Origin of the sequence: Kitasatospora sp. NPDC097691 (assembly GCF_040302665.1) — a bacterium.
Taxonomy (GTDB): domain Bacteria; phylum Actinomycetota; class Actinomycetes; order Streptomycetales; family Streptomycetaceae; genus Kitasatospora.
The window spans coordinates 44,268-63,726 of the sequence record NZ_JBEORY010000057.1 but is presented as its reverse complement, the minus strand read 5'-3'; the positions used below and the strand labels follow the sequence as shown (position 1 = coordinate 63,726).

14 protein-coding genes, 1 tRNA gene, 1 pseudogene and 1 riboswitch are annotated in these 19,459 nt (G+C 73.4%); of the genes and pseudogenes, 3 read left to right on the top strand and 13 right to left on the bottom strand.

Features of this window, described 5'->3' with window-relative positions; all coding sequences use genetic code 11:
* Together ABTY56_RS30435 and ABTY56_RS30430 are read right to left on the bottom strand one after the other, a co-directional pair.
* Positions 1-607: hypothetical protein (locus tag ABTY56_RS30435; protein ID WP_350632561.1), on the bottom strand; the 607-nt coding region annotated here is incomplete at its 3' end.
* A complete protein-coding gene (locus tag ABTY56_RS30430; RefSeq protein WP_350632560.1) occupies positions 604-1,248 on the bottom strand; it encodes a class F sortase in 645 nt (214 codons plus the stop codon). The genes ABTY56_RS30435 and ABTY56_RS30430, both read right to left, overlap by 4 nt.
* A 404-nt stretch (positions 1,249-1,652) precedes the next feature.
* Here ABTY56_RS30430 and ABTY56_RS30425 point away from each other — a divergent pair, with 404 nt between their 5' ends.
* Positions 1,653-3,029, top strand: coding sequence for a polysaccharide deacetylase family protein (locus ABTY56_RS30425; RefSeq protein WP_350632559.1), 1,377 nt, complete (start codon positions 1,653-1,655; stop codon positions 3,027-3,029).
* A gap of 3 nt (positions 3,030-3,032) precedes the next feature.
* Here the strand turns inward: ABTY56_RS30425 and ABTY56_RS30420 are convergent, their stop codons facing one another.
* Positions 3,033-4,472, bottom strand: coding sequence for an MFS transporter (locus ABTY56_RS30420; protein ID WP_350632558.1), 1,440 nt, complete (start codon positions 4,470-4,472; stop codon positions 3,033-3,035).
* 143 nt (positions 4,473-4,615) lie between these two features.
* Positions 4,616-4,930 carry a DMT family transporter gene (locus ABTY56_RS30415; protein WP_350632557.1) on the bottom strand — a complete coding sequence of 105 codons (315 nt, stop codon included), beginning with the start codon at positions 4,928-4,930 and terminating at the stop codon, positions 4,616-4,618.
* Between the two features lie 44 nt (positions 4,931-4,974).
* Positions 4,975-5,040: riboswitch (guanidine-III (ykkC-III) riboswitch) on the bottom strand.
* An 84-nt stretch (positions 5,041-5,124) separates the two neighbouring features.
* Here ABTY56_RS30415 and ABTY56_RS30410 point away from each other — a divergent pair.
* Positions 5,125-5,196: transfer RNA gene (locus tag ABTY56_RS30410), tRNA-Cys, on the top strand.
* A gap of 66 nt (positions 5,197-5,262) precedes the next feature.
* On the opposite strand, the gene ABTY56_RS30405 is transcribed toward ABTY56_RS30410, so the two are convergent.
* From ABTY56_RS30405 to ABTY56_RS30380, 6 genes and pseudogenes are all read right to left on the bottom strand, one after another.
* The gene (locus ABTY56_RS30405; RefSeq protein WP_350632556.1) at positions 5,263-7,590 is read right to left on the bottom strand and encodes a xanthine dehydrogenase family protein molybdopterin-binding subunit; all 2,328 of its coding nucleotides are present in this window, start codon (positions 7,588-7,590) and stop codon (positions 5,263-5,265) included.
* A gap of 710 nt (positions 7,591-8,300) precedes the next feature.
* Positions 8,301-8,825: pseudogene (locus ABTY56_RS30400) on the bottom strand ((2Fe-2S)-binding protein); the annotation flags it as partial.
* A 71-nt stretch (positions 8,826-8,896) separates the two neighbouring features.
* A complete protein-coding gene (locus ABTY56_RS30395; RefSeq protein ID WP_350632566.1) occupies positions 8,897-9,763 on the bottom strand; it encodes an FAD binding domain-containing protein in 867 nt (288 codons plus the stop codon).
* A gap of 345 nt (positions 9,764-10,108) precedes the next feature.
* A complete protein-coding gene (locus ABTY56_RS30390) occupies positions 10,109-11,719 on the bottom strand; it encodes a beta-N-acetylhexosaminidase (protein ID WP_350632555.1) in 1,611 nt (536 codons plus the stop codon).
* A gap of 88 nt (positions 11,720-11,807) precedes the next feature.
* Positions 11,808-12,086, bottom strand: coding sequence for a DUF3039 domain-containing protein (locus ABTY56_RS30385; RefSeq protein WP_350632554.1), 279 nt, complete (start codon positions 12,084-12,086; stop codon positions 11,808-11,810).
* Between the two features lie 62 nt (positions 12,087-12,148).
* Positions 12,149-12,733, bottom strand: a complete 585-nt coding sequence (locus ABTY56_RS30380; protein WP_350632553.1) for a YqgE/AlgH family protein — start codon at positions 12,731-12,733, stop codon at positions 12,149-12,151.
* Between the two features lie 301 nt (positions 12,734-13,034).
* Here ABTY56_RS30380 and murA point away from each other — a divergent pair, with 301 nt between their 5' ends.
* The gene (gene murA, locus ABTY56_RS30375) at positions 13,035-14,375 is read left to right on the top strand and encodes a UDP-N-acetylglucosamine 1-carboxyvinyltransferase (protein WP_350632552.1); all 1,341 of its coding nucleotides are present in this window, start codon (positions 13,035-13,037) and stop codon (positions 14,373-14,375) included.
* A 76-nt stretch (positions 14,376-14,451) separates the two neighbouring features.
* Here murA and ABTY56_RS30370 read toward each other — a convergent pair whose 3' ends face one another.
* The 3 genes from ABTY56_RS30370 to ABTY56_RS30360 all read right to left on the bottom strand — a co-directional run bounded on the left by ABTY56_RS30370 (position 14,452) and on the right by ABTY56_RS30360 (position 19,384).
* A complete protein-coding gene (locus ABTY56_RS30370) occupies positions 14,452-14,736 on the bottom strand; it encodes an HU family DNA-binding protein (protein ID WP_030242980.1) in 285 nt (94 codons plus the stop codon).
* Between the two features lie 508 nt (positions 14,737-15,244).
* The gene (locus ABTY56_RS30365) at positions 15,245-16,717 is read right to left on the bottom strand and encodes an NAD-dependent malic enzyme (protein ID WP_350632551.1); all 1,473 of its coding nucleotides are present in this window, start codon (positions 16,715-16,717) and stop codon (positions 15,245-15,247) included.
* 366 nt (positions 16,718-17,083) lie between these two features.
* Positions 17,084-19,384, bottom strand: coding sequence for a HelD family protein (locus tag ABTY56_RS30360; protein WP_350632550.1), 2,301 nt, complete (start codon positions 19,382-19,384; stop codon positions 17,084-17,086).
* Positions 19,385-19,459: the final 75 nt, after the last annotated feature.

The window sequence follows — 19,459 nt, the reverse complement described above, 5'->3', positions numbered from 1 at the left end:
AGACGTACGCGTCGCGGGCCTTGAAGCCCGACCGGAGGCCGGGGATCGGCACCACCGAGACGGTGCCCTTCGCGGGCAGGTCCGCCGGGGGTTGCCAGACCTCGTCGAGCACCTTGTCCGGCGGGGCGGCCACGGTCTGGTCGGCCTTCGGGACCAGCCCGTCGGTCTTGGTCAGCCACGGCGCCAGCATCACGCGCCCGCTGGGGAACTGCCCGAAGCCGATGTTGACCTCGGAGGCGGCCATCAGCAGCACCAGCCCGCTGAGGCCGAGCGCGATGCCGCGCCGGCGCCAGGTGAGCCGGCGGAACCGGTAGCCGACCAGACAGAACCCCAGCAGGGCGGTGGCTATCCACCAGGTGACGTACTCCGGAGTGCCCTCGGGGAAGGGGTGCCACCAGCCGTCGACGACGGCATCGAGCAGCAGGCTGAGCGCGGCCGCGGTGAAGAGCGCGGCGGGCAGGCGCACGCGCCACCAGCTGCGGCTGCGGCCGACGGCGAGCGCGAACAGCGCCAGCCAGCCGGCCGCGAAGACGGCGTGCGGGATCGGGCCCTCGGTGAGCGGCCAGTCGATCGGGTTCCAGCGGGAGGCGAGCGTGAGCGTGGTCATGCGGCTTTGCCCGGATGGGTGGTGTCGGCCAGGAACCCGTAGGCGACGACGTTGCCGTCGTAGCCGTGCTCCTCGCTGTAGGCGCCGCCACAGGTGATCACCCGCAGCTGCGCGTCAGCGGCCTGACGGTAGACCCGATCGTCCGGGAAGTCCTTTCGGTCGTGCACTTCGATGGCGTACAGCTGGTAGACGGCGGTGGCTCCGTCCGCCCGGGCGATCTCGATCCGGTCTCCTCGACGGAGCGCGCCCAGATGATAGAAGACGGCCGGCCCCGCCTTGTTGTCGACGTGCCCCGCGAGGATCGCGGTACCGCGCTGGCCGGGGCTGGCCCCGCCGCGGTACCAGCCTGCCAGGTTCCGGTCCGCCTCGGGCGGGGCCTGAAGGTGTCCGTCGGCGTCCAGCCCGAGCGCGGTGACCGGGGCGTCCAGGCGGACGGCCGGGATGCGGATCCGGGTGGGCGCGGACGGCCCCAGTGGCGGGACGACGGAGACCGGCGCGATGCCGGCCTGGGCCTGGCCGACGCCCGGGGCGGGCGGCAGCACCGGCGAGCCGCCGTCGTGCAGCAGCCAGGCACCGAGCACCAGCGCGGAACCCGCCGCCAGGGTGCCCGGCCACGGGCTCCTGCTCTGCTGGACGCCCACGGGCGCTCCCCTCTGCCGACGGAATCCCGCTTCCTGGGAGTTTCCTGGGAACAATTCAACCGGATCGGACTGTAAGGCACGTCCATACGACGGTCGTACCGACACCCGCCGATCGGCAGGGCTGCCGGCCACTTTCCTGCGCCGGGTGCACGTCCGGTCGCGGAGCGCAATGGCCGCCTCCCCCCGGCGATCACTGCGGGACCACGTCCCGACACGAGCTTCCGACGGTTCTACGGCCGGGATCGGTTGCGGCGTTCGGGCGATCACTCCCGACCGTCCGCTGCGCCTCTTCGACCGTTTGCGCCCGCGTGCCATGCTGACGCGGTCACGGGTTCGATCCGCCGGACACCCGATCGGACCCCACACTCCCGCACGTTTCCGAACGCCCGATGAACGGAGTGATCATGGACGCTCTCTCCCGCCGCACCCTGCTGGCGGCCGGCGCCGCCACCGCCGCCACCCTGGCGGCCGGCTGCGGCAGCAACCACGCCACCGGCGGGGAGCGGGCGACCGGTTCCACCGGCGTGGACACCGAGCAGAGCGCCACCCCCGTGCCGGCCCCGGCTCCGGCTCCGGCCGTGAAGCCGCAGGCCGTCCTGATCGGCGACGGCTCCACCTCCGACACCGGCGCCCAGCCGCACCAGCCCGTCCCCGAGCGGCTGCTGCCCGGGCAGCGTCCGCCGCAGTTCGTGGTCTTCTCCTGGGACGGCGCCGGCGAGCTCGACAACGGCCTGTTCGCCCGCTTCCGTCGGCTGGCCCAGGAGCACGACGCGAAGATGACCTTCTTCCTCAGCGGCCTCTACCTGCTGCCCGAGTCCAAGAAGGACCTCTACCGCCCGCCGCAGCACAAGGCCGGCGCCTCCGACATCGGCTACCTGAGCGACCGGCACATCCACGACACCCTGGAGAACGTGCACGCGGCCTGGCTGGAGGGCCACGAGATCGGCACCCACTTCAACGGCCACTTCTGCGGCGCCACCGGCGTCGGCAGGTGGTCCCCGGAGGAGTGGGACAGCGAGATCCAGCAGGCGATGGACTTCGTGACGAACTGGCGCACCAACACCGGCTTCACCGACCTGCCCGCGCTGCCCTTCGACTACCGCAAGGAGCTGATCGGCAGCCGCACCCCCTGCCTGGAGGGCCAGCGCAACCTGCTGCCCACCGCGGTCAAGCGCGGCTGGCGCTACGACAGCAGCGGCAACGGCACCCAGGTGTGGCCGCAGAAGATCCAGGGCGGCGCGCTGTGGGACCTCCCGCTGCAGTCCATCCCCTTCCCCGGGCACACCTTCCAGGTGCTCTCGATGGACTACAACATCATGTACAACCAGTGCGGCCCCAACACCAAGGCCGACCCGGCGCTCCACCCGGGCTTCCAGTCCCAGGCCCGCGACGCCTACCTGATGGGCTTCGACCGCACCTACAACGGCAACCGGGCGCCGTACATCATCGGCAACCACTTCGAGGAGTGGAACGGCGGCATCTACATGAACGCCGTCGAGGACGCCCTCAAGGCCATCGCGGGCAAGCCGGAGGTCCGGCTGGTCTCCTTCCGCCAGCTGGTCGACTGGCTGGACGCCCAGGACCCGGCGGTGCTGCGCAAGCTGCAGACCCTGGCCCCGGGCCAGTCCCCGACCGGCGGCTGGGAGGCCTTCCTCGGCACCCCGGCGGCGCCGCCGGTCCCCTCTCCCTCGCCCTCCTCCGACACCGCCCCCGACACCGCCCCCGACACGGCCACCGCCACCGCCACCGCCACCGCCACCGCCACCGCCACCGCCGGCTGACCGTCAGGACCGGGTGCGGACCCGGCCGGAGAGCAGCGCTCCCAGGAGTGCCACCCCGGCCATCACCAACAGGATCACCGCGAAGGCGCCGGGCGAACCGGCGCCTTCGGCCTGTCCGTGGCCGGCCGCCAGGGCGCCGCCGCCCAGCGCCGCGAACAGCACCCCGGCGAGGCCCGTGAGCAGCACGTTGCCCAGCGCGTCGCTCATCTGCAGCGCGGCCGAGTTGGCACCGGCGTCCTCCGGCGCGGAGAGCTTCATCATCAGCACGCTGACGCTCGCGATGGCCAGCCCCATCCCGACGCCGCCGATCCCCCAGGCCACCGAGGCCACCCAGGCCGGCACCGCAGGGACCAGCACCAGCGCGGCGCCCGCGATCGCCAGCGCGGTCAGCACGAAGCCGCCCCGGATCATCGCCCCGCGGTAGCGCTCGGCCCCCGGCCGGCCCTGCAGCCAGGAACCGAGCGCCCAGGAGAGCCCGCCACTGGTCAGGGTGAGCCCGGCCAGCGTCGGCGACAGGCCGCGCTGGGTGGTCATCATCAGCGGGACGAAGGCCTCGGCCGCGAAGAACGCCCCCGCCGCCACCCCGCGCAGCAGGATCACCGTCGGCAGCCCGCGCCCGGCCCGCAGGGTCCGCTTCGGCAGCAACCCCAGCACGGCGGGCACCAGCAGCGCGGCGCCGGCGATCCCGGGGAGCAGCCCGACCAGGTCGCGGCGCTGCCCCGCGTACTGCAGGAGGCCGGCGCCGAGCGCCGCCATCGCGGCGAGCAGGGTGCGCCGACGGTCGAAGTCCGCGCCCTTGAGCACCGGGTGCTCCCTCTCGGAGCGGGCCAGCGCCGGGCCCATCACGGCCAGCGGCAGCAGGATCAGCACCGGGACGGCCAGGAACACCCAGCGCCAGCCGAGGTGCTGGGTGACCGCCCCGGCGACCAGCGGGCCCACGATCGAGGGCAGCACCCAGGCCGAGGAGAAGGCCGCGAACACCGACGGCCGCAACCGCTCCGGATAAGCCCGGCCGACCACCACGTACAGCGCGACGATCACCAGCCCGCCGCCCAGGCCCTGGATCGCCCGCCCGGCCACGAACACCCACATCCCGGGCGCCGTCCCGGCCACCAGCAGGCCGACGCCGAACACCGCGATACCGGTGAACAGCGGCTGCAGCGGTCCGCGCCGGTCGCACCACTGGCCGGAGACGACCAGGGCGAAGAGCGTGGTGGTGAAGTAGCCGGAGAAGGCGAAGGCGTACAGCCCGAGGCCGTCCAGTTGGCGGGCCGCCGTCGGCATCGCGGTGTTGACGGCGGTCGCCTCGAAGGCGATCACCAGGATCACCGACACGATCCCCAGCGTCAGTGCGCGGTAGCGGCCGCTGAGCACCCCGCCGCCGGGGTCGTCGTCGAGGGGTATCGGAACCGGGTCGACCGAGGTGGGGGAGGCTGTGGTCATACGGAACATCGTAAGAGCCGTCCGCCTCGATGACCCCTGACCGGGGTCGGTGATCGGCTCGGCCCCGAGGCCCGGCCCCGGGCCCAGGGCGCGGTCGGTGCGGCGCCTCGAGCCGGTGCGGCGAGCCGGTGCCGCACCTCGAGTCAGTGCAGCACCTTGAGGCCCACCACGCCGGAGACGATCAGCAGCAGGCAGGCGATCTGGGCCATGGTCACCGCGTCCCCCAGGACGGCCATGCCGTAGAGCGCGGTGCCGACCGCGCCGATGCCGACCCAGACCGCGTAGCCGGTGCCGATCGGGATGGTGCGCATCGCGTACGCCAGGCCGCCCATGCTGAACAGCAGCGCGATGCCGAAGACGAGGGTGGGAACGAGGCGGGAGAAGCCCTTGGACGAATCCAGGGCGACCGCCCACACGGTCTCCAGGAGACCCGAGACGATCAGAACGAGCCAGGCCATGACGACGATGCCTCCGCAGTCCACAGCGGCCGGGTTGCCGCTGAACTGCGCCGTCTTGTCGTCACCGGGTACGACGCGCTCGTCCGGGGTGGCGGGAATTCGCCACCGGTCTTCGACCGTAGCACACATTGCCATACAGAATTTACATAACGCCGTTGACCCCCTTCCCCCGGATCCGCCACCATGAATTCACTGGCCGTGTGCCCGAGTGGCTCAGGGGACCGTCTGCAAAGCGGTGAACGCGGGTTCAATTCCCGCCACGGCCTCAAGGAAAAGGAATTGCCGGTCGACTCGGAAAAGTCGACCGGCAATTCCTTTCCGCGTTTCTCCGCTCAGGCGGTGACGGCGTCCTCCGCCCGGATCGGCAGCCGGCCGACCGGCAGGCCGGTGGCCGCGCGGACGGCCGCGGCGACGGCCGCCGGGGCGACCACCGCGGGGGCGGCGCCGACCGCCTTGGCACCGAACGGGGCGACCACGTCGCGTTCCTCCAGCAGCGCGGCGATCCGCACCTCGGGGGTGTCCAGCGCGGTGGGCAGCCGGTAGCCGGTGAGCGAGGGGTTCTGCAGCACGCCGCCGGCGGTCTGCAGGTCCTCCAGCAGCGCCAGGCCCACGCCCTGGGCCACGCCCGCCTCGATCCGGTCCTCGATCTGCCGCGGGTTCAACGCCCGGCCGACGTCCTGGGCGACCGTCATCTCGACCACCCGCACCGCGCCCAGCTCGATGTCCACGTCCACCACCGCGCGCATCGCGCAGAAGGAGATGGAGACGAAGGCGTCGCCCTGCCCGGACTCGTCCAGCGGCTCGGTGGGGTGCGGGCGGCACTGCGCGGTGGCCCAGAGCTCCTTGCCCTCCAGCGCCTCGGCGACCGGCATGCCGAGCACCCCGTCGTAGGAGGTGATCTTGCCGTCGGCGATCTGCAGCAGCTCCGCCGACATCCCGAAGTTGGCCGCGATCGGCTGAAGCAGCTGGTGGCGGACCATCAGCGCGGCCCGCTCGACGGCGCCGCCGGAGACCCAGGTGTGCCGACCGCGGGTGGCGGGCCCGGCGATCGACTGGTCGCTGTCGGCCGGCGCGATGTAGACCTCGCTGACGCCCAGCACCGTCTGCACGATCTGCCGGGCCAGCGTGGCGAAGCCCTGCCCGGCGTCGACGGCCGCGCAGATCACCGTGGCGTGGTCGCCGCTGACCCGCACGGTCGCGGTGGACACCTCGTCCTCGCCCTCGGCGCCCAGCATGTGCACCATGCCGACGGCGTAGCCGATGCCGCGCCGCACCGCCACCGGGTCGCCCGCGCCGCCGGGCCCGCCGGGCAGCAGCCACTCGGCGTCCGGGTCGTCCACCGGCAGGGCCGGCAGCGGCTCGTCCGCGACCGCGTCCAGCAGCGCGCGCACCGGCGCCGGGCAGGTGACGGCCTGTCCGGTGGGCAGCGGGTCACCGGTGGACATCGCGTTGCGCCGCCTGATCTCCACCGGGTCCACGCCCACCCGGGCTGCCAGCTGGTCCAGCTGCGACTCGTAGGCGAAGCAGGCCTGCAGCGCGCCCTCGCCGCGCATCCGACCGGCCGGCGGGTTGTTGGTGCGCACCGCCCAGGCGTCCACGAACACGTTGGGGCAGACGTACGGTCCGACCGAGAACGCCGTCGCGGCGGCCAGCGCCTCGGCGGAGACGTCCGCGTAGGCGCCGCCGTCCAGCAGGATCTGCGCCTCGACCTTCACCAGGGTGCCCTCGGCGTCGGCGTGGTGGCGGTAGCGCAGCAGTGCGGGGTGCCGCGAGGCGTGGGTGTGGAAGGACTCCTCGCGGGTGAGGGTCATCTTCACGGGGCGGCCGGTGCGCAGCGCCAGCAGCGCCAGGGTGACCTGGAAGGAGAGGTCCTCGCGGTCGGTGGTGGCGCCGGGCACGCCGGTGACCACCAGCCGGACCCGGTCGGGCTCCAGGCCGAGGCAGGCGGCGGTGCGGTCGCGGTCGCCGTGCGGGTCGGTGGAGGACAGGTGCAGCTCGACGCCGCCGTCCGGGCGCGGCACGGCCAGCCCGGCCTCGGCGCCGAGCGGTGCCGGGTCCTGCCGGCCGACCTGGTAGAGGCCCTCGACGACGATCTCGCCGACCGCGTCCGGGTCCCCGGTGCGCAGCGGCAGGTGGCGGAAGAGGTTGCCGTCCGGGTGCAGCGCCGGAGCGGTGAAGGACTGCTCGGGGTCGGTCACGGCCTCCATGGGCTCGTAGTCGACCGCGATCAGACCGACCGCCAGCCGGGCGGTGTCCGGGTGGTCGGCGGCCACCGCGGCGATCGGCTCGCCGTGGTGGCGCACCACGCCGGCGGCCAGCACCGGCCGGTCGGCGACGACCGGGCCGGCCGGGGCGCCGTCGGGGGTGCCGTCCGGGCCGGGTGGCAGGTCTGCGGCGGTGACCACGGCGTGCACGCCGGGCAGCGCCAGCGCGGCCGAGGTGTCGATGCCGCGGATCCGGGCGTGCGGGTGCGGCGAGCGCAGCACCGCGCCCCACAGCAGCCCCTCGGCCCACAGGTCGGCCGCGTACGGGTAGATGCCGAGCGCCTTGGGCAGCGCGTCGCTGCGCAGCGGGGAGCTGCCCAGGCCGAACGGCTCCGGTGCGCCGCCCTCGCCGCCGTCCTGCTGGAGTGCTGCGCCGATGTCGGTAGGCGACGTCATGATGCGTGGTCGTCCTCGGGGAGCCGGATGCCGTGGGCGGGGGTGGCGGTGTACGGGACGCCGGCCGGGGCACCGCCCTCGACCGGGGCACCGTGCGGGTGCGGGGCGACGTACGGGGTGCCGTGCGGCGGCGTGCCGTCGAGGACGGCGCCGGGCAGCGGGGTGCCGTGCGCGGGGGTCGGCTCGTAGACCGGGGCGTCGTAGCCGGTGTCGTACCCGGTGTCGTAGCCGTTCTGCTGCTGGTGGCCGTCCGGGTAGGGCAGGTAGGTGCCGTGGGCGGGGGTGCCCTGGTACGGCTGCTCGGGGTAGCCCTGTGGCGGGTAGTAGACCTGGCCGTCGGCGGTCTGGGCGGGGACGGCGCCGTGGACCGGGATCGGCACGGTGGTGTCGTACACGCCGGTGTCGTAGCCGCCCGGCACGTCGCCGTACGGCATCCCGGCCGGGGCGTGGGTCTGCTCGGCGGGCTGCGGCGCGACCGGGTGGGCCTCGACGGGGTGGGCCGCGAGGTACTGCGGCTCGACGTACTGCGGCTCGACGTACTGCGGCTCGACGTGCTGCGGCTCGACGGGCGGCTGCGGGACGTGCTCGATCCAGGCGTCGGCGTCGGTGTAGACCGGCGGCTCGACGGCGGCCTCGGGCTCGGCGGGCACGGCGGCCAGGGCCTCGGCGGCCGCCTCGCCCGCCGGGTCGGCCGGTGCCCCGACAGCGGGCTGCGCGGTGGCGGCCTCGGCCGACGCAGCCGCCTCCTCCGCCTCCTCGGCCTCCGCCGCGCGGGCCTCCGCGACGGTCTGCACGGCGGCCAGCACGCCCTTGTAGCCGGTGCAGCGGCAGAGGTTGCCGCAGAGCGCCTGCCGGGCCTCGACGTCGGTGGGACGGTGGTTGCGCTGGAGCAGGTCGTGCACCGCCATCGCCATGCCGGGGGTGCAGTAGCCGCACTGCACGGCGCCGGAGGCGGCCAGCGCCTGCTGGACGTCGCTCGCGCCGCCACCGGCCGACAGGCCCTCGACGGTGTTGATCTCGCTGTCGGCGGCCAGCGCGGCGGGCACCAGGCAGCCGGCCACCAGCTGGCCGTCCACCTGCACCGAGCAGGCCCCGCACTCGCCCTGCTCGCAGCCGTCCTTGGCGCCGGCCAGGCCGAGCCGCTCGCGCAGCACGTAGAGCAGGCTCTCGCCGATCCAGGCGTCGGTGACGGGCCGTTCGAAACCGTTGACCCGCAGCGTGTAGGAGGCGCACGGGCGCAGCTCGCGGCTGACCTGCGGGGAGAGGCCGAGCGGGTCGGCGTCGAGGGTCTCGATGGGGTCTGTGGTCACTTCAGCGCCCTTCCCAGTGCCCGTCGGGCCAGCACCGCTACGGTACGCCGCAGCCGAACGGCGGCCGCGGTCGGCCCCTCGGTCACGGCCTCCCAGGCGCCGTCGGCTCCGTAGTTGTCGGGGACGCAGGCGGTGGCCACGTACTCGCCGAATGCGGCGTTCGCGGCCGGGTCGATCTCCCGGCTGCCGTCCCAGTCGATGCAGCCGGCCACCCAGGCCTCGGCCTCCAGCGGGCGCAGCGGCACCGGGGCGACGGCGCCGACGGCGCAGCGCACCGAGCGCCGGGCGGGGTCGAGGACGAGGGCGACGGAGGCGGTGGCGCGGGCCGGGCCGCTGCGGCCGGTGGCCTTGAGGAAGACCTGCGGGGCGTGCAGGAGCGGGACGCGCACCCAGGTGAGCAGTTCGCCGGGGCGCACCGGGTCGAGGCCGGTGAGCAGGTGACTGACCGGCACCTCGCGGCTGGCGCCGGCCCGGGCGAGGGTGACGGTGGCCTCCAGCGCGGCGAGCACCGGGAGGGTGTCGCCGGCCGGGGCGGCGGTGACGATGTTGCCGCCGAGGGTGCCGACGTTGCGGACCTGCGGCGGCCCGGCGGTGCGGGCGGCGTCGGCGAGGGCGGGGATGAGCGCGGCGAAGTCGGGGCGGTCCATCCGGGCGTGGGTGAGTCCGGCGCCGAGCACGGCGGTGCCGCCGTCCTCGTAGCGCCAGCCGCGCAGTTCGGTGATCCGGCCGAGGCCGACCAGGGCGGCGGGGCGCAGCCGTCCGGCGTTGACGGCCTCCATGAGGTCGGTGGCTCCGGCCACCGGTACCGCGGCCGGGGCGGCGGCCAGCGCGTCGACGGCCTCGTCGAGCGAGGCCGGCAGCATGATCGTCCGGTTCACCTGGGTCCCACCGTGCTCCACTTGCTCATCGATCGCCTGCCGCCCGCGGCCTTGGGCCGTGGTGTCCGCGTCAGCAGCCCGGCCTGGCCCGTAGGGTACGGGCGATCGGGCCGGGTTGGGCAACTCTGGCACACAATGCTCGATGATCATTTCGGGGCCGGTGAACGGGACTGCCCGATTGGGACCGTTACCGGGCGGTATCTGCCCCGGGCCGGATGGGGCCAGGGCAGATGTTCATCTGTTCTTGACGTCCGATGACCACTCAGAAGTTCCCGGCGAGTACGACCCGTGCTGTCGCCGCCCCCGTGGACAGGAGTGCGACGCCCCGGCCTACCGCACCGGCGGCGGGCCCTCGATCGGCCGGCCGGCCACCCCGGGACGGCGCTGCCAGGGCAGCGGCCCGTCGGCCGGTCGGTACTCGACGCCGAGCGCGTCCAGCGCCTTCAGGTGCGCGGCCAGCCGCCGCTCGAAGCCGGCGAAGTCGCGCTCGGCCGGACGGGCGGGCAGCTCGGACCAGGCGACCTCGGCGAAGGCGACCAACCGGGGGAAGGCCCGGTAGTCGATGTCCCGGGCGCTGTCCGCGAACTCGCTCCACAGGTTGGCCTGGGTGCCGATCACGCGCCGCGCCGCGGCCTCGTCCAGCTGCGCGGGCACCGGCTCGAAGCGGTAGACGTCCTCCAGCGTGCGCACGAATCCGACCGGGATCGGCTCGTCCGGTCCGTCCGCCTGCCGGTGGTCGAAGTAGACGTGCTGCTCGGGGCACATCACCACGTCGTGCCCGGCCCTCGCGGCGGCGACCCCGCCACCGAAGCCGCGCCAGGAGGAGACGGCCGCGCCCGGGGCGAGCCCGCCCTCCAGGATCTCGTCCCAGCCGATCAGCCGACGGCCGCGCTCGGCCAGCCAGCGGTCGAAGTGCCGGATGACGTGGCTCTGCAGCTCGTCCTCGTTGGCCAGGCCCAGCTCGCGGATCCGGGCCTGGGCCGCGGCACTGTCCTTCCACTGCTCCTTGGGGCACTCGTCGCCGCCGAGGTGGACGAACTCGGACGGGAAGAGCTCCAGTACCTCCTCCAGCACCCCCTCGAAGAAGCGCAGGGTCTCCTCGGAGGCGTTGAGCACGTGGTGGCTCACCCCCCAGTCCGTCCAGACGCCGAGCGCGGCGGTGTCCACCACGTCGGTGTTGCCCAGCTCGGGGTAGGCGGCGACGGCGGCCTGGGTGTGGCCGGGCAGGTCGATCTCCGGGACGACGGTCACCCCGCGCGCGGCCGCGTACGCGACGATCTCGCGCAGGTCGTCCTGGGTGTAGTAGCCGCCGTGCGGGCGGTCGTCGCGGCGCTGACCGGCGCGGTAGCCGACCATCGAGCGCTCCCGCCAGGCGCCCCGCCCGGTGAGCCTCGGGTAGCGCTTGATCTCCACCCGCCAGCCCTGGTCGTCGGTCAGGTGCAGGTGGAGCACGTTGAGCTTGTGCGCGGCCAGCAGGTCGACGAAGCGCAGCACGTCCGACTTGGGCAGGAAGTGCCGGGCGACGTCGAGCAGCGCGCCGCGCCAGCCGAACCGGGGCGCGTCCTCGATGTCGGCGCCGGGCAGCACCCAGCCCTCGTGGCGCAGCGGCGACCGCCGGTAGGCGTCCGGCCCGAGCAGCTGCCGCAGGGTCTGCGCCGCCCACAGCGCGCCCGCCGGGCCGCCCGCGGCGAGCAGCGCGTGGCCGGGGCGCACCGTGACCCGGTACGCCTCGGCGGCGAGCGCGTCGTCCTGGACCAGTTCGATGCCCGCGCCCGGCCGACCGGGGCCCAGGGGCAGCCCGGTGGCGGCGGACAGCGTGCCGCGCAGCCAGCGCTCGGCGTCGGCCAGCGCGGGCGGTGCGGTCAGCGTGGTGGCGGCGTCGAGCGGGAAGTCCTCGTCCGGGCGGCGGACGGCACTCGAAGGTGCGGGAATGAGGTCCATTCCGACATCCTGCCCACGCCCGGAACGATTGGCATAGACCACGGTGCGATCGCGGTGCCATGCAAAACGGCCCCGCGGGACCGGCGGACTACTTGTTGTCGCCGTCGCCGCCCTGCGGCTTGCCGATGCCGTCGTAGATCTCCTTGCACATCGGGCAGACCGGGTACTTCTTCGGGTCGCGCCCGGGCACCCACACCTTGCCGCACAGCGCCACCACGGGAGACCCGGAGAGCGCGCTCTCCATGATCTTGTCCTTCTGGACGTAGTGCGCGAAGCGCTCGTGGTCACCGTCCCCGTTGGACGTCTGCGGGACGGGCTCGACCAGGGTGCCGGTGCCGAGGCCGCGCTCGGGCTCAAGAGTGCTCATGAGTGCCAAGTCTATGGGCGCCCCGGGAAACCGGGCCAGTGTCGCGCCGCGGGGCCCGCTCCTCAGTTCATCGTGGGGTCGTCCGGGTAGGTCGCCAGCAGGGCCAGCGGACCGCGCTGGCGGCGCAGCACCGAGCGCCACAGCCGCTCCGGCTCGGGGCTGGAGACGTCCCCCGGCTCGCAGTCCACCAGGAACCAGGCGCCGCTCTCCAGCTCGGCCTCCAGCTGCCCCGGCGACCAGCCGGCGTACCCGGCGAAGATCCGCAGGCTGCCCAGTTCGCCCGCCAGCACCTCGGGCGGCGCCTCCAGGTCCACCAGGCCGATCGCGCCGTGCACCCGCCGCCAGCCCAGCGGCTCGCCGGTGCCCGGATCCCCGGGCGCCACCGCGAGGCCGAGCGCCGAGTCCAGCGCCACCGGCCCGCCCTGGAACACCACGGCCGGCTGCCCGACGAGTCGGCCCCAGCCGTCCAGCACGGCGCCCACCTCGACCGGCGTCGGCCGGTTGAGGACCACACCGAGCGCCCCCTCGGCGTCGTGGTCGAGGAGGAGCACCACCGCCCGCGCGAAGTTCGGATCGGTGAGCAGGGGCGTCGCGACGAGCAGACGGCCGGTGTGGGACCGGCCTCCGTGCGAATGGGCCGCCGTCATGCCTCACATGATCCCGCAGAACGGCCGCTCGGACACCGCAACGCGCGAAACCCCGCGACGCCGGACGAACACCCGTACGGGCGTACCGGCGGGCGCCGCCGACCCCGGAGAGAGCACCATCACGGGAGAGGCTCACGGGAACCATCGGGACGCCTACTACCATCTACGTCTGGTGGACGCCCTTATGCGGTGCCGACTCGGTCACGCCGGGGGCCCGAACACGCCCGCACGACCGGTCCACCACCGGCTCTCTACCGGAGCCCTTCCCCAAACTCCTCTGGCACCCCGGATTGCGAGAACGATGACCGACGACGTCCTGCTGGTCCACGGCGGAAACCCGCTCGAAGGCGAGATCCGCGTCCGCGGTGCGAAGAACCTGGTCCCCAAGGCCATGGTCGCCGCCCTCCTCGGCCAGGGCCCCAGCAGACTGCGCAACGTCCCGGACATCCGCGACGTCAAGGTGGTTCGCGGCCTGCTGCAGCTGCACGGCGTGACGGTGCGCGTCGGCGACGAGGACGGCGAGCTGATCCTCGACCCCTCGCACGTCGAGAGCGCCAATGTCGCCGACATCGACGCACACGCCGGATCCTCGCGGATTCCGATCCTGTTCTGCGGCCCGCTGCTGCACCGCCTCGGCCACGCCTTCATCCCGGGCCTCGGCGGCTGCGACATCGGCGGCCGCCCGGTCGACTTCCACTTCGAGGTGCTGCGCCAGTTCGGCGCCACCATCGAGAAGCACCCGCAGGGCACCTACCTGGTCGCCCCGCAGCGCCTGCGCGGCACCAAGATCGAGCTGCCCTACCCCTCGGTCGGTGCGACCGAGCAGGTGCTGCTCACCGCGGTGCTCGCCGAGGGCGTCACCGAGCTGCGCAACGCGGCCATCGAGCCGGAGATCGTCGACCTGATCTGCGTCCTGCAGAAGATGGGCTCGATCATCACCCTGGGCACCGACCGGACCATCCTGATCACCGGTGTGGACGAGCTCAACGGCTACACCCACCGCGCGCTTCCGGACCGCCTGGAGGCCGCTTCCTGGGCCTGCGCGGCGCTCGCCACCAAGGGCGACATCTACGTCCGCGGCGCCCGCCAGCTGGAGATGATGACCTTCCTCAACACCTTCCGGAAGGTCGGCGGCGCCTTCGAGGTGGACGACGAGGGCATCCGCTTCTGGCACCCGGGCGGCGAGCTCAAGGCGATCGCCCTGGAGACCGACGTGCACCCCGGCTTCCAGACCGACTGGCAGCAGCCGCTGGTCGTCGCGCTGACCCAGGCCACCGGCCTGTCCATCGTCCACGAGACGGTGTACGAGTCGCGCCTCGGCTTCACCGGCGCGCTGAACCAGATGGGCGCGCACATCCAGCTCTACCGCGAGTGCCTGGGCGGCACCCCGTGCCGCTTCGGCGCCCGCAACTTCCTGCACTCCGCGGTCGTCTCCGGCCCCTCCAAGCTGATCGGCTCCGAGCTGGTCATCCCGGACCTGCGCGGCGGCTTCTCGTACCTGATCGCGGCGCTGGCGGCCGAGGGCACCTCGACCGTGCACGGCATCGACCTGATCAACCGCGGCTACGAGAACTTCATGGACAAGCTGCGCGACCTCGGCGCCCACGTCGAGCTGCCCAGCGAGCAGCTGGTCGACGCCTGATCGGCGGCCCGACACACGGCGAGAGGCCGGGCTCCCCACGCGGGGAGCCCGGCCTCTCGGGCGTTCAAGGGGTGGCTCAGGCAGCGCCCTTGGCGGCTTCCTTCAGCTTGGAGCCGGCGCTCACCTTGGCGCTGTAGCCCGCGGCGATCTGGATCGGCTCGCCGGTCTGCGGGTTGCGGGCGGTGCGGGCAGCGCGGTGGGTGCGCTCGAAGGTCAGGAAACCGGGGATGGTGACCTTCTCGTCGCCCTTGGCGACGACCTCGCCGACGATCTCGGCGAAGGCGGCCAGAACGGCGTCGGCGTCCTTGCGGGTCACCTCGGCGCGCTCGGACAGCGCGGCCACCAGCTCACTGCGGTTCATGTGTACTCCTGTGGTCTGTTCGCTTGCGGTGTGCGGGGGCCCATCGGTGCTCCCACCGGGGGGCACCCGGATAGGCCGCAGGTCCGCACACTGTGCTCATGCAGGCAATGCGTGGTCGCAGGCCGGGTCCGTACCCGATGCCGCGCGCCGGAGCCTTCGAAGGCCCGCCCGCCCGCCTGGATACGAATCCTGCCCCGACCGGCCCCGAGAAAGCCAATCGGGCCCCGGCCGGGCCACCCGAACAACGCCCGCCCGTTGGAGGTGTGACGCTCCGTCGGCTCCGGCGGACCGGGCGCGGGCGGCGGTCGGGACGACTCGCCGGAAGACCAGGGGGACGTTCCGTACTTGTCGGACACGCCTGCCCCGTGCAGGGCTACCGTACGCCCTACGACTGACAAGCCCAAACACGCCCCTCGCCCTTGTGTCGCAAGGGTTCGGGGCGGGCTGGGCGGGTATGACCGCTATTCGTGCGTTTGAGCGACCGCCGACACGTCCGCCGGCCCGGTCGTCAGAGCTTGACGGTGGGGAAGGCGGAGGTGTCCAGGGTGCCGACGATGCCCGGGGTCGGACGGGCCGGTGCGGGGGCCTCCTGACCGCCCGCCAGGGCCGCCTCGCGCACGGCGGAGGCGACGGTCTTGGCGACGTCCTTGTGGAAGACGCTCGGGATGATGTAGTTCGCGTTCAGCTCGTCGTCGGCGACGGTGGTGGCCAGCGCCCGGGCGGCGGCGATCATCATCTCGGTGTTGACGGTACGGCTCTGAGCGTCCAGCAGGCCGCGGAAGACGCCCGGGAAGACCAGCACGTTGTTGATCTGGTTCGGGAAGTCGCTGCGGCCGGTGGCGACCACGGCGGCGGTCTGCCGGGCGACCCCGGGGTCGACCTCCGGGTCCGGGTTGGCCAGCGCGAAGACGATCGCGTCGGGGGCCATGGTGGCCAGGTCGTCGCCGTCCAGGACGTTCGGGGCCGAGACGCCGATGAAGACGTCCGCGCCCGCCACGGCCTCCTTGAGGCTGCCGGTGCGGCCCGAGCGGTTGGTGTGCTCGGCGATCCACCGCAGGTTGTCGTTGAGGTCCTCACGGCCCTGGTGGACCACGCCGCGCACGTCCGCCACGGTGGCGTGCTCGACGCCGGCCGCCATCAGGAGCTTGAGGATCGCGGTGCCCGCGGCGCCGGCGCCCGACATCACCACGCGGATGTCGGCGATCTCCTTGCCGACCACCTTCAGCGCGTTGGTGAGGGCGGCCAGCACCACGATCGCGGTGCCGTGCTGGTCGTCGTGGAAGACCGGGATGTCCAGGGCCTCGCGCAGCCGGGCCTCGATCTCGAAGCAGCGCGGCGCGGAGATGTCCTCCAGGTTGATCCCGGCGAAGCCCGGGGCGATCGCCTTGACGATCGCGACGATCTCGTCGGTGTCCTGGGTGTCCAGGCAGATCGGCCAGGCGTCGATCCCGGCGAAGCGCTTGAAGAGCGCCGCCTTGCCCTCCATGACCGGCAGCGCGGCCTCCGGACCGATGTTGCCCAGGCCCAGCACCGCCGAGCCGTCGGTGACCACGGCGACGCTGTTGCGCTTGATGGTGAGGCGGCGGGCGTCCTCGGGGTTCTCGGCGATCGCCATGCAGACGCGCGCGACACCCGGGGTGTAGATCATGCTGAGGTCGTCACGGTTGCGGATCGGCAGCTTGGACGACATCTCGATCTTGCCGCCGAGGTGCATCAGGAAGGTGCGGTCCGAGACCTTGCCGATCGACACGCCGTCGATCGCCCGGAGCTTCTCGACGATCTCCTCGCCGTGCGCGACCGAGGAAGCCGCCACCGTGACGTCGATCCGCAGCGCCTCCAGGCCGGAGGCGGTGACGTCGAGGCCGGTCACCGATCCGCCGGAGGACTCCACGGCCGTGGTGATCGCGCTGACGGCGTTGCCCCGGGCCGGGACCTCCAGCCGTACCGTGATCGAGTTGGAGACACTGGGCACCGTCGCCATCGACGCTTCCTTCTTCCGTCTGTCCCGCAGGCTCAACATTTTGTTGAAGGCATCGCCTGCGCATGCTAGACCTCGATCGTCGCACCTTCCAAGGGGTAGCCAGAAATAACGTTCATTGAGTGTGCGGATCCGACAATCCGGCCGGCTCCCGCCGACCTTCCCCCGCGCACTCCTTGCCTCTCCGGGCCGATGCGTTACATTGGACAGGCACCGGCCCGATCCAAGCCCCCGGGCCCAACCTTCGTCCCTTCGAGGGACCACTTGCCGCGAGGCGAGCATGGCGGGTCGGTGTACTAAACGTCTGAAGGCCCCTCACCAAGCGGTGGGGGGCCTTCTTCCGTTCGCGCGGCGGTCCGTCAGCGACCGTCAGCCGTGCAGCAGCGCGGGCACGCCGTCCGCGTCCGGCAGGTCGTCCGGGCCGGACAGCACGGTCAGCCGCTGGGTCGCGCGGGTCAGCGCCACGTACAGCACCCGCAGGCCGGCCTCCGACTCGCCGGCGATGCCGGTCGGGTCGGCCACCACCGTCGCGTCGTACTCCAGGCCCTTCGCCTCAAGGCTGCCCAGCGGCACCACGCGCTCGCCCAGGCCCTCGGCCCAGCCGGCCGCCTCGGCCCGGCGGTCCATCGGCACGACGATCGCCACGGTGCCGTCCACCTCGGCCAGCAGCCGCTCCAACTCGGCCCTGGCGGCCTTGCCGAAGGCCGCCGGCGAGGGGTCGGTGACGGCCGCGAAGCGCGGCTCCACGCCGACGTGTCGGACCGCGCTCGGCGAGGGCGTGCCCGGCGCGGCCAGCGCCAGCACCTTGGCCGCGACCTCGGCGATCTCGGCCGGGTTGCGGTAGTTCACCGTCAGCGTGAAGCGGCGGCGCGGCTTGCCGGCCAGCACCTCGTCCAGCGCGGACTGGGCCTCCTGCGGGAACGGCCAGGAGGACTGGGCCGGGTCGCCGACGATCGTCCAGGTGGCCATCCGGGCCCGGCGGCCGATCATCCGCCACTGCATCGGGGTGAGGTCCTGGGCCTCGTCCACGATGATGTGGGCGTACTCCTTGCGCTCCACCGGCTGGCGGTCGCGCTGGCGGGTGGAGCGGTCGGCGAAGGTGGTGACCTCCTCCAGGCCGGTCAGCAGGTCCATCGCGTCCACCTCGCGGACCTTCGGCCGGGCCGGCTCGCCGAGCAGCACCTGGAGCTCGTCCAGCAGCGCGACGTCGTGCGCGGACAGCGCCCCCTGGCCCTCCGGGGACAGGTGGCGCCAGGAGGCGGCCAGCAGCCGCGCCTCGTCCGGCGTGACGGCGCGGCGGGCGATCCGGTTGATGTGGCGGTGCTGCTTGAGCGTGCCCAGCACCCGCCGCGGGGTCACGGCGGGCCACCAGGCGTCCAGGAAGTCCAGGAACGGCGCCTCGTCCGAGACGTACTCGTCGAAGCTCTCCTTCTCCTCCTGGCGCTGCTCCCGGGCGTAGTGGTCGGTGGGCTTCGGGAGGTTCTTGACGACCTCCTGCCACAGGGCGTCCAGCAGCAGCCGGCGGGCGCGCGGGCGCAGCAGGTTCAGCGGGGTGCCGCCGGAGCCCACCACGTTGCCGCGGACGGCCTTCAGCCGGCCCGCGTCCAGCTTCAGCACCTCGCCGCGGGCGACCACCTTCAGCTCCTGCGGCGCACCCAGCTCCAGCGCCGCACGGGCGGCCCGGCGCAGCAGCTGCGCCATCCGGGCCGAGCCCTTGACCCGCGCCGCCTCGGGGGTGTCGTAGCTGCCCGCCTCGATGCCGTCCACCAGGGAGCCGACGGCCCGGATGGCGACCTGGCCCTCCTCGCCGAGCGAGGGCAGCACGCCCTCGGTGTAGGAGACCAGCAGCGGGGTCGGCGAGACTACCAGGATGCCCCCGGCGTAGCGGCGGCGGTCCTGGTAGAGCAGGTAGGCGGCGCGGTGCAGGGCGACGGCGGTCTTGCCGGTGCCGGGGCCGCCGGTGACGAGGGTGGCCCCGGCCGCGGCGGCGCGGATCACCTCGTCCTGCTCCTTCTGGATCGAGGAGACGATGTCGCGCATCGAGTGGCTGCGGGCCCGGCCCAGCGAGGCCATCAGCGCGCCGTCGCCGACCACGGCCAGCTCCTCGCCGTCCAGGGTCGGGGTGAGGTCGGGGCGCAGCAGGTCGTCCTCGACGCCGATCACCTTGCGGCCCTTGGAGCGGATCACCCGGCGGCGGATGACCCGGCCGGGCTCGACCGGGGTCGCGCGGTAGAACGGGGCGGCGGCGGGCGCGCGCCAGTCGATCACCAGCGGGCCGTACTCGGCGTCCAGCACGCCCAGGCGGCCGATGTGGAGGGTCTCGGCCACGACCGGGTCGGCCGGGTCCATTGGGGTGTTCGAGGGGATGCCGTGCTCCTCCGGGGCGTCCGCCTGCTGGAGGTCGATCCGGCCGAAGAGGAAGTCCTCGAACTCGTTGTTGAGGCGCTGGAGGTGCGCGCCGGCCCGGTAGACCTGGGCGTCGCGTTCGGCGAGCGCGCCGGGAGTACCGACCTGGACCCGCTTGGCGGCGTCCTCCAGGATGTACTCGGCCTCGGCGAGCTTCTCCTCCAACCGGTGGTAGACGGTGTCGAGGTGCTGCTGCTCACCGGCGATCTCGCGCTCGCGGACGGTCTCGTGATCGGCGGTGGGGGTGGTGTCCGTGTTGCTCATGGCCTCGGTGGTTGCGGCGGAATCCGGCTCCGGAAAACGAGCGGACGGATGATCCTACGCCGCGACCCCCGCGGT

Bases quoted from the DNA above. Each gene is read 5' to 3' on its own strand.
- ABTY56_RS30425 (WP_350632559.1), top strand. From the start codon at position 1,653: ATGGACGCTCTCTCCCGCCGCACCCTGCTGGCGGCCGGCGCCGCCACC.
- ABTY56_RS30420 (WP_350632558.1), bottom strand. From the start codon at position 4,472: ATGACCACAGCCTCCCCCACCTCGGTCGACCCGGTTCCGATACCCCTC.
- ABTY56_RS30415 (WP_350632557.1), bottom strand. From the start codon at position 4,930: ATGGCCTGGCTCGTTCTGATCGTCTCGGGTCTCCTGGAGACCGTGTGG.
- ABTY56_RS30405 (WP_350632556.1), bottom strand. From the start codon at position 7,590: ATGACGTCGCCTACCGACATCGGCGCAGCACTCCAGCAGGACGGCGGC.
- ABTY56_RS30395 (WP_350632566.1), bottom strand. From the start codon at position 9,763: ATGCTGCCGGCCTCGCTCGACGAGGCCGTCGACGCGCTGGCCGCCGCC.
- ABTY56_RS30390 (WP_350632555.1), bottom strand. From the start codon at position 11,719: ATGGACCTCATTCCCGCACCTTCGAGTGCCGTCCGCCGCCCGGACGAG.
- ABTY56_RS30385 (WP_350632554.1), bottom strand. From the start codon at position 12,086: ATGAGCACTCTTGAGCCCGAGCGCGGCCTCGGCACCGGCACCCTGGTC.
- ABTY56_RS30380 (WP_350632553.1), bottom strand. From the start codon at position 12,733: ATGACGGCGGCCCATTCGCACGGAGGCCGGTCCCACACCGGCCGTCTG.
- murA (WP_350632552.1), top strand. From the start codon at position 13,035: ATGACCGACGACGTCCTGCTGGTCCACGGCGGAAACCCGCTCGAAGGC.
- ABTY56_RS30370 (WP_030242980.1), bottom strand. From the start codon at position 14,736: ATGAACCGCAGTGAGCTGGTGGCCGCGCTGTCCGAGCGCGCCGAGGTG.
- ABTY56_RS30365 (WP_350632551.1), bottom strand. From the start codon at position 16,717: ATGGCGACGGTGCCCAGTGTCTCCAACTCGATCACGGTACGGCTGGAG.
- ABTY56_RS30360 (WP_350632550.1), bottom strand. From the start codon at position 19,384: ATGAGCAACACGGACACCACCCCCACCGCCGATCACGAGACCGTCCGC.